Here is a 9,884-nt window from a genome sequence, read left to right on the forward strand (position 1 = left end):
GGCACTTCAATGAATGCCCTCTATATATTCACTAAAGTCCCCATTAGTTCACTACTCCAATTAACCTCTTCTGTGTGGTGAGATTCGTCTACTCTGATCGGGGGTGATTTTCATTGTCAGGGTGATCAAACTTATGTCTCAGGGCCGTGTTACCAAGACTCAGGGAGAGGGAATAAAAGAAGGACAGGACAGTCTGCCCAGACAGACGACAGTGGGTACTAAAGTGCGGAATAGAGTCCGATTAACCGCCGACCAGCAATTTTCATCGACCATGGATATGCTTCGCCGTATCGCCGACGCCTGTTATCAGGCGGAGCTATCAGAGCCAACATTACAACCGACCCGGCCGGAAGAGAATCAGGATAAATTCTCACTGGCGATTAAAGACGGCGAGATGACGGATGATGAATTTGAAGCCCTGATGACCAGGGTGGTCGTTAATACCCCCCGTACGGGCAGTCACACTTTTTTTAATCAGCTGTTTGGTGCCCGCAATCACCCGGCCATGATGGCTGACATGCTGGCGACGATGACCAATATCTCTATGCATACCTATAAAGTCGCCGGCGTGCATGTGAATATCGAAAAAGAAGTGATCAGCACCCTGCTGGATTATGCCGGCTTCCCTGATGGTGACGGAATTTTTGTACCCGGTGGTTCGTCTGCCAATCAACTGGCAATGATGGTAGCACGCAATGAAACCGTCCCCGGGATCGCTAAAACAGGAATTTGTGGGAAAGCACTGACCACCTACATTAGCGACCAATCCCATTATTCCCACATTAAAAATGCCATGTGTCTGGGACTGGGGAGCGACAATATCCGGACGATTCCTTCCGACGACCAGGGGAAAATGAATACGCAGGCGTTGGAACAGGCTATTTGTGAGGATAACCACCAGGGTTTTCAGCCATTCTTAATCAATGCCACAGCGGGGACCACGGTTCTCGGAGCGTTCGACCCCATTGAGGAAATCACCGCAATTGCCGCCAAATACCAACTGTGGACACATATTGACGCGGCCTGGGGGGGCGGAGCGTTCCTGTCACAGGCACGAAAACAGGCACTGTTACAAGGGGCTGCCAGGGCGGACTCCATTACCTGGAATGCCCACAAAATGATGAATGTGCCGGTACTGGCATCCTGCGTATTGTTTCGACAACAGGGGATGCTGGCCAGGCACTGTGCTTTAAAAAGTGATTACCTGTTTCAGGCCAATGAAGATACGTGGAACCCCGGACTAAAATCAATGCAGTGCGGCCGTAAAAACGATGCGTTCAAAGTATGGGCCGCCTGGAAATACTTTGGCAAAGAGGGCTATGCCCGGCGTATTGAAAAACAGTTCCAGCTGACCGATTACGCCGCTGACTGCGTACGCAACGATCCTGACTTTGAACTGGTCATCCCACCGCAAAGCCTGAACTTGTGTTTTACCGTAAAAAAAATGAATGCCATCGATTTGTGTAATGGGCTCAATGAGGCGGGCATCTGCATGGTCGGGTATGGAACCTGGAAAAACCTGACTTTTGTTCGCTTGATTCTACTAAACCCTGATTTGGAATCTCAGGATATTGATGGCTTTTTTCAGCAGGTGAAAGATTATATTGCGAATAAACAGAATATTGGAAAGACATTTAGCAAAGATATTTAGAAAACATTTAGGACAGCAGAAAACATTTAGGACAGCCATAAATTTATTCATAAAATAAATATGGGTACATCTAATGTCCTTTTTCTCTTCCACGGTTTTTGATCTACCGGCCATTGAGTAAACAGCCGGTAATTTACTGAACAAACAGACCTTGATTCCCTCGCTTTTAGGCCCTGGGGATCCTGCGTGGGAATCCATTGCCTTTAATCTCTGGAAGGCAGGTGAGGCATCACCGGAAAAGGCCGGACATTATCACCTTTGACTTCAGAAACCTTGCTGGCGCCTTCCTTCTCCACTTCATCAATACGAATGATGGCACTCAAAGGAATATAGCTACGCTTAACTCCTTCAAATACAGTCTTCAGTTTTTCTTCACTGGGATCAACCAACAGCTGACTGCGCTCACCAAAGACAAACTCTTCGACCTCAATAAACCCCCAGAGCTCACTCTGGAAAATCTGACGGGCGTAAACTTCAAACACTTCGCCCTGATTTTGAAAGATCACACGAAAAATGGGGATGTTCGCCATTGGGTTCTATTACCGCTCTAAAATACGGCCCGATCCATGAGGATCGAGCTGACAATACGAATTCTGGGCGGGGATGATAACACAAAGCAAAACACCAATGGCTTGCGGTTAGCCTTAAGAAACTGGAAATATACAAACCTGAGGGGGGTCTTTATTCGCGATCAACCAGCCAGACCCGGCATTGACCACAGTCCATACGATGCAATCACTGCCTGACCCGACCTATCATGGACTACCCTCCATGGTGCAGGGTAGTTATAATGCCTGATTTACCCCCTTTTATATTAACAACAGGCTTAACCTCAGCTGCAGGTTTGAGCCCTTTCAGGCACCAGCCAGTAAAGAGTGAAATGAGCAAAAAACTGTATATCAAGACACACGGTTGTCAGATGAATGAGTACGATTCCGCCCGTATGGCTGATCTGCTCGGTGAAACTCATACTCTGGAACTGACGGACAATCCTGAAGAGGCGGATGTCCTGTTGATAAATACCTGTTCCATTCGGGAAAAAGCCCAGGAAAAGCTCTTCCACCAGCTGGGCCGCTGGCGCAAACTCAAGGAAAAGAATCCGGACCTGATTATTGGTGTGGGCGGCTGTGTTGCCAGCCAGGAAGGTGCCGAGATCCGTAAGCGGGCTCCCCAGGTCGATGTGGTGTTTGGCCCCCAGACTCTGCATCGTCTGCCGGAGATGATTGATGCCAGTAAAGCCAATCATATTCCGGTGATTGATATCACCTTTCCGGAAATTGAGAAGTTTGACCGACTGCCTGAGCCCAGTGTCGAAGGCCCAAGTGCCTTTGTCTCCATTATGGAAGGCTGCGATAAATACTGTACCTACTGCATCGTACCTTATACCCGGGGGGCTGAAATCAGCCGACCCATGGATGATGTGATTGCCGAGTGTTACGGACTGGCCGAAAAAGGGGTTCGTGAAATCAACCTTCTGGGTCAGAACGTGAATGCCTTTCGTGGCGACAAACACGATGGCTCCACCTGTGATCTGGCGGAATTGATTACCCTGGTCGCGGCCATTGATGGTATTGACCGCATTCGCTTTACCACCTCGCACCCACTGGAATTTTCTGACAGCCTGGTGAATGTCTATGGGGAGGTACCGGAGCTGGTCAGCCACTTGCATCTGCCGGTACAGAGCGGCTCAAACCGCATTCTCCAGCTGATGAAGCGGGAACACACAGCGGATGATTACCTGAAGAAAATTCGTCAGGTTCTGGCCATTCGTCCTGACCTGAAACTCTCTTCAGATTTTATCGTCGGCTTCCCCGGCGAAACCGACCAGGACTTTGAAGACACCATGAACCTGATTGCCGAAGTGGGCTTTGATGCTTCTTTCAGTTTTATCTTCAGCAAACGTCCGGGAACCCCGGCTTCGGACATGGCGGACGATGTGTCTGATGAGGTTAAAAAGCAGCGTCTGCACATTTTGCAGCATCGCATCAACCAGCAGGTTAACCAGATCAGTCGCCGACTGGTGGGCAGCACCCAGAGAATTCTGGTGACTGGCTACTCAAAGAAAGATCCGGGACAACTTTCTGGCCGGACAGAGTGTAATCGGGTGGTCAATTTTCACTGCACTGACCCCCGGCTGATTGGTCGTTTTGCCAATATAGAAATCCTCGAGGCATTCCCTCACTCCCTGCGGGGTACGCTGATTGACTCTGAGCTGGACGACGTTGCCTGATCATCGAATACCGACTGGACCCAAAGAACACGCCTGACGGATATCCTTGAAATCTACAGTTTTTTCCTGGGAATCCAATCAAATACAGCCAAAGAGGGGATACGAGCCAATTTCCCCTCTCTGGTTGCCTCTACCGTCAGCCCACAAAGCCTGTTTCCACTACTGATCTTAAACTCCCAGATCCGGTTGTTTTCGTAGCTGAAGCACTTATAACCGGTGGCATTTTGACGATGGGAAGCGTAATGTCCTGTTTCATATATTTCCTCAATCTCTTTCATGTCTGTTAGAGAAAATTTGTCCGGTATTTTTTTTTCCACCTCCTTTTTATCGAAAAAAGCGTAAGCTACAATATTCTTATCATCCATATTTATTTTCACATCAACTCCTTTCCTGTAAATTGGCCGCAAACATTGATGCCCCCAGATAATACCAGTCGTCTGCCAGGGGTAATCAGGAATTTTAGCCTTTGATGAATTGATTTTCGGTTCCGTGATACGCTCATAAAAAGAACGAAGATCTGTTGGCTTCTTTTTGCTTCGAACAGGCCTGTGAGGACTAAAATAATCTTTCATTACAGGCTCACTCCAACCTTGCGGGAAAGAACTCTGATAGTGCCCTCTGGAGATTTCACTTTTAGTGGCAACGATCTGCTCACAGGCTTTCATATTATCCTCTAACGTTTTCAACTTTATCCCTTTTGCTTTAGCGATATCGCGAATGATCTTAGCGGTATTAATACATTTTCTTCGTCCCCGATACGATATAACTTTGGCAGGTAAAATTCTTAACATACCTGGAATAGCAATAAACCCAAAAATTAATTCCACATAGGATGTAGCAATAATATCCAGAATTTTTATAGAGGCTGAGTTACGATACACTTCACGCTCAGCTCTCTTCCTTACCACTTCTCTTCGTAACGCTTTCGCCCGCTCAATGCGGCTTTGTTTTACACACAACACTTCCCGGGTTTCACATTGTTTTTGCAGTTCCGGAAATTCCGTTTCATTATAAATTCTTTTAAAATCGTCTAATTGCGCAGACAGAAAATCAAATAATGTAATAGCATTCCCGGAAAAATCAGTGGATGTCCCACCATCCGTCCCACCATCCGGTAAAGCCCGGCCAAATCCAGATTCTCTGTTCTCAAACACCCGATCGGGAGCATTCCTTAACTTATCTATCGTGCTCTTAGGCACGTTCTTTCTGGCTTGAGACAGTAAACCAGCCAAAAACTTATATTCCTTATTGAGTGTAACCGCCAGGCCCCTGATGACATCCTTATAGAAATAAACAGCCTGATCAATATTCCCCTTAAAGTCTTCGTAATAGCCAGTGTCCCGCCCATAACTCAGCAACTCGCCCAGCAAGATACTGTACTGATCTGCCTCTTTGCACATCCCAACAAAACAGGGGCTCCTATGAAATATTCTGGTGGCGCAAGCCGTGTGCCATTCATGCCTTCTTACGTCATATGTCGTCTTACCAAAACCAACCCCCCCTTGTTCGAAATTGGTACGCATATGAGAAGAGACCGTCGTTATTACTTTCTCTAAAGACTTAACAGCTTCTTCCATTCCTGTTAAATGAACATATCTCAATGGCACTTTGATCTCTTTCGGGTCTATTAACCCCAGGGTAATGACTGTCTCATCGGAAGGCTTCAGCAGCCACGGCATGCTATCGACAGAACCAACCCGTTCTAAAAAAGTGGGGTTCTGGCAACCTGGCTGAACAGATACCCCTGAATGGCTGCCAACACTACTCCGGGGGTTGACTCCCCCCACCCCTTTAACGGCGGCCAGAAAACCAAGGCCAAAGACAAACTTCTGAGAAATAGTCATCGTGGTAAAGCCGCCCCCTCCCGAACGGGAGGCTCGCCTTCCACGCCCCTCAACAGACTGAAAGCCTGGCACAGGATTCCGGGCAGACACCTTGCGCCCGCCAGGACCCTTGACACATTTTTTCCTCAATGACTTTTCGTGCCCATCACCTGAACTGCTACCTCCTGGGCTGGACAACTGTTTTTCTGCCACCAACATACTATTATCCTCCATAAAACAAGGAATATCCCGGCTCAGAAACCATCAATAGCTGCACTATCGTTCTGAAAAATCCTCAGCCGTTATGATTAACTGGAGTTACACTTCAGTGCTAATTGCCACTGCATACAATATCTGACCCATCGGTCATCATTATTTATATGCAGGGGTGCGTAACATTAGTAATTGAGACCATCAGACAACTTTATAGTTCTTATCAAAAAATAATTTTCTTAAAAAACTTGATCTGCTTATCAATATCAAGTTTGATAATCTCATCATTAATTGCATCTGTGAGACCCGTTCAAACCATTGGACAGGACAAGATCAACAACCCCTTATTTACCCGTCGATTCCCGACAAGTAACATAAGTACCACCGCAGTAAAGGCTAATAACTGACTTTGAATACCAATACAAAAGGACAGGACTCTTCTGGCAGTCACAACGCTCCTGATCACAGCGATTCTAGCCACAACGCCCCCGATCAAAACGTCTGTCGCTTTTCCCTTGAGCCTGATGAACCACTGAGATTCGCTGAACTCTGCGGACAATTTAACCAACACCTGAAACAGATTGAAGAACGGCTCAAGGTCACCATCCGTAACCGTGGTAACGTCTTTGCCATCCGTGGTGACGATGGACAGGCTGAAGTGGCCGGTGAAGTGTTGAAACGGCTGTTTCGCGAAACCGGAAAAGCTGAGCCTCTGGGCCCCAATACCGTTCACCTTTTCCTGCAGGAATCTGCCATAGAGTGGATTCATGAAGCCCCTGACCACAAGCTGGTTTCCTTACGCACCCGCAAAGGTATGATTACGCCCAGGGGCCCAAACCAGCAAAGCTATGTAAAATCGATTTTGCAGCACGATATCAATTTTGGTGTTGGCCCCGCAGGCACCGGTAAAACCTATCTGGCGGTGGCTGCTGCCGTTCAGGCAATGGAAGAAGAACAGGTTCGTCGTATTCTGCTGGTTCGCCCTGCAGTTGAGGCCGGTGAAAAACTGGGCTTTCTCCCGGGTGACCTGTCCCAGAAGATCGACCCTTATCTCAGACCGCTCTATGATGCGCTTTATGAGATGCTCGGCTTGGAACGGGTTGACCGGCTGATTGAAAAGAATGTCATTGAAGTGGCCCCTCTGGCCTATATGCGTGGTCGAACCCTCAACAACTCCTTTATTATTCTCGATGAAGCGCAAAACACGACGCAGGAACAAATGAAAATGTTCCTGACCCGGATTGGCTTTGGCTCCACCGCCGTCATTACCGGTGATATCACCCAGATCGATTTACCTCGCGGCACCCGTTCCGGCCTGGCCAGTGCCATTGAGGTTCTTAAAGGCGTCGAAGGTATTGGCTTTACCTGGCTCACTGCCAAAGATGTGGTACGTCACCCTCTGGTGCAGCGGATAGTGCAAGCTTATGAACGCTATGACAAGCTGACCCAGAAAGATCAGGCTAAAGGCTTTCCATCAGCTAAAGGCTCTTCATCCCGTGACACTTCCCGCCTTAGTAGGCGAGACTTCTAACTTCACAGGCTACTGCCAACCTGTAACGACTGGACTTACACAGAAGCCTCCATTAGCAGTAGTGGGGTGCCCCTCCACTATTTTGTAGCTTGTAGCACGGTAAAACAATCATCGCCTGATTATCGTCAACGGCTGTTTTACTGATAAATCCACGGAGAGTGTAGACCATGGAAAAAGATACACAAGCGGAACGCTCGCCGTGTTCCCGTCTTATATACCCGCCCGTTTGGGCGAGGGTTTACGACTATTTTGCTAAAGGCACGCAATAATGGCCAGTGTTCATATTGATGTCATGATTAACAGCACCAGCTCACAACTGCCAGATCAGAGTGAGCTGGAAAAATGGACGACAGCAGCCGTTGGTGAGCTTCGGCCGGATGCAGAGATCAGCCTGTTAATTGTCGATACCGAAGAAGGCGCCGAGCTCAACCGGCAATGGCGTAACAAAGAAGGCCCAACCAATGTGCTTTCATTTCCCTCCGACTTGCCCGCTGAACTGGAGCTGCCATTACTGGGTGACCTCATCATCTGCGCCCCGGTAGTGGAACGAGAAGCCATTGAACAGAAAAAAAGTCTCAATTCCCACTGGGCTCATATGATGGTTCATGGCACACTTCACCTCCTTGGCTATGATCACATTGACGATCAGGAAGCCGAAGAAATGGAGTCTCTGGAAACAGACATTCTTGGCCAACTTGGCTATCCTGATCCTTATCAGGTTTACGAGTAAACCTGATAAGGACCGGAAAAAGGACCATTTCTTTATTCAGTAAACCGCCCGGACCTTAACCCCCGGGCACACCAGTGAAGAACGAGGGCAATGAGCGACGACCATTCGGCGGAAGATCATCCGTCACCATCCTGGATGGACAAACTGAGCAGTATGTTCCATCAGGATCCCAAAGATCGAAATGCGCTTCTGGCAATACTGAGAGACGCCGGAAGCCGGGGCATGCTGGATGATGAAGCACTGAGCATCATTGAAGGCGCTGTTCAGGTAGCGGACATGCAGGTTCGCGAAATCATGATTCCCCGCTCCCAGATGGTCTGTGTTGATGAAGACCAGAACCCCGAAGAGTTTCTTCCCAAGGTGATTGAGTCTGCCCATTCCCGCTTCCCGGTCATAGGCGACACCAAAGATGAAGTCATTGGCATCCTGCTGGCCAAAGATCTGCTGCCGTTGATTCTCAACACCACCAGCAAATTCAATATCAAAAATCACTTGCGCCCAGCGACGTTTATTCCGGAAAGTAAACGCCTGAACGTTCTACTCAGAGAATTCCGTACCAACCGAAACCATATGGCCATCGTTATTGATGAATTTGGCGGCGTTGCTGGTGTGGTCACCATCGAGGATGTTCTGGAACAGATTGTTGGTGATATTGAAGATGAAACCGATGTTGATGAAGATACCTTTATCAAACCGGCCGATGATCTTGAGCATGCCTTTATTGTTAAAGCGCTGACGCCTATTGAAGACTTTAACGAGCAGTTTGCTACTAAATTCCCGGATGATGAGTTCGACACCATTGGTGGCATTGTGATGCAGGAGTTTGGTCATATGCCAACCCGTAACGAATCGGTGGAAGTCTCCGGTTTCCGTTTCGACGTACTGAACGCCGATGGTCGTCGAATTCGACTGCTGCGGGTAACTCCCTGCTGATGCCTGCTGCTCCCCGCGCAGGTCGGTTCGCTTGCGAGCCGATGCGTGCACCAACCGCCATGCACCAACCAAAGAATGGCGTTGCTGCCGGGGCCACCTGTCGGCTCGCCCCTGAACGGGGAAACCGACCTGCTCTCGAGTTTCGCGACAACCCATTTATTGGCCAGGGAACGTTATTTCATGTCAGGGCCTGACTTTTCAGTGATAAAAATGATGCGCTACCTGCTGGCACTGTCTGCAGGTGCGGCCATGCCTCTTGGTTTCAGCCCCTTTGATTTCTGGCCAGTACCCATGCTGGCTATTGGCATTATATTCCTGCTAACCCGAACCCTGTCCGTTAAGCCAGCAACCCTTTGCGGTTTTCTATTTGGCGTCGGCATGTTTGGCGCTGGTACTTCGTGGGTATACGTCAGCATTCACGAATTTGGTGCTGCTTCGCCCATGCTTGCCGGACTTTTGATCGGTCTGTTTGTGCTGGGTATTTCAGTCCTTATGATCATGCCGGTCTTTCTGCTTTACAGCTGGCTGAATCAGCGACAGGCTGACAAGGGTTCTTCGAACAGACTTCATCCCTGGCAACAGGCGCTGCTGTTTTCCGGTCTCTGGGTACTGTTCGAATGGGTTCGTAGCTGGCTGTTGACGGGATTCCCCTGGCTGCTGGCCGGCTATGCGCTGCTGGACACCCCTTTTGCCTCATTAGCCCCCGTCACCGGCACTTACGGATTAAGTCTGTTGATGGTCACCACCGCCTGCCTGCTGGCGGCGCTGATTCC

At 48.8% G+C, this 9,884-nt stretch carries 7 protein-coding genes and 1 pseudogene; 6 read left to right on the forward strand and 2 right to left on the reverse strand.

Annotated features, from left to right (window positions below; all coding sequences use genetic code 11):
- The first annotated feature begins 133 nt into the window (after positions 1–133).
- The gene (locus RM811_RS01535; RefSeq protein ID WP_402520092.1) at positions 134–1,651 is read left to right on the forward strand and encodes a pyridoxal phosphate-dependent decarboxylase family protein; all 1,518 of its coding nucleotides are present in this window, start codon (positions 134–136) and stop codon (positions 1,649–1,651) included.
- 203 nt (positions 1,652–1,854) lie between these two features.
- Here RM811_RS01535 and RM811_RS01540 read toward each other — a convergent pair whose 3' ends face one another.
- Positions 1,855–2,181, reverse strand: coding sequence for a DUF1820 family protein (locus RM811_RS01540; RefSeq protein WP_402520094.1), 327 nt, complete (start codon positions 2,179–2,181; stop codon positions 1,855–1,857).
- 350 nt (positions 2,182–2,531) lie between these two features.
- Between RM811_RS01540 and miaB the strand changes: the two genes are divergently transcribed.
- Positions 2,532–3,881, forward strand: coding sequence for a tRNA (N6-isopentenyl adenosine(37)-C2)-methylthiotransferase MiaB (gene miaB, locus RM811_RS01545; RefSeq protein ID WP_402520096.1), 1,350 nt, complete (start codon positions 2,532–2,534; stop codon positions 3,879–3,881).
- A gap of 53 nt (positions 3,882–3,934) precedes the next feature.
- On the opposite strand, the gene RM811_RS01550 is transcribed toward miaB, so the two are convergent.
- Positions 3,935–5,458 carry a hypothetical protein gene (locus RM811_RS01550; RefSeq protein WP_402520098.1) on the reverse strand — a complete coding sequence of 508 codons (1,524 nt, stop codon included), beginning with the start codon at positions 5,456–5,458 and terminating at the stop codon, positions 3,935–3,937.
- 991 nt (positions 5,459–6,449) lie between these two features.
- Here RM811_RS01550 and RM811_RS01555 point away from each other — a divergent pair.
- The 4 genes and pseudogenes from RM811_RS01555 to RM811_RS01570 form a co-directional block, all read left to right on the forward strand.
- Entirely contained in the window at positions 6,450–7,448 is a 999-nt protein-coding gene (locus RM811_RS01555; RefSeq protein ID WP_402520104.1) for a PhoH family protein, read from the forward strand.
- Positions 7,449–7,716: 268 nt separating this feature from the next.
- A complete protein-coding gene (gene ybeY, locus RM811_RS01560) occupies positions 7,717–8,178 on the forward strand; it encodes an rRNA maturation RNase YbeY (RefSeq protein WP_402520100.1) in 462 nt (153 codons plus the stop codon).
- 90 nt (positions 8,179–8,268) lie between these two features.
- On the forward strand, positions 8,269–9,111 hold the full coding sequence (locus RM811_RS01565; protein ID WP_402520102.1) for an HlyC/CorC family transporter: 843 nt from the start codon (positions 8,269–8,271) through the stop codon (positions 9,109–9,111).
- Between the two features lie 180 nt (positions 9,112–9,291).
- Positions 9,292–9,884, forward strand: a pseudogene (locus RM811_RS01570) (hypothetical protein); the annotation flags it as partial.

It is taken from the genome of Endozoicomonas sp. (genome assembly GCF_031844845.1).
Lineage (GTDB): Bacteria > Pseudomonadota > Gammaproteobacteria > Pseudomonadales > Endozoicomonadaceae > Endozoicomonas.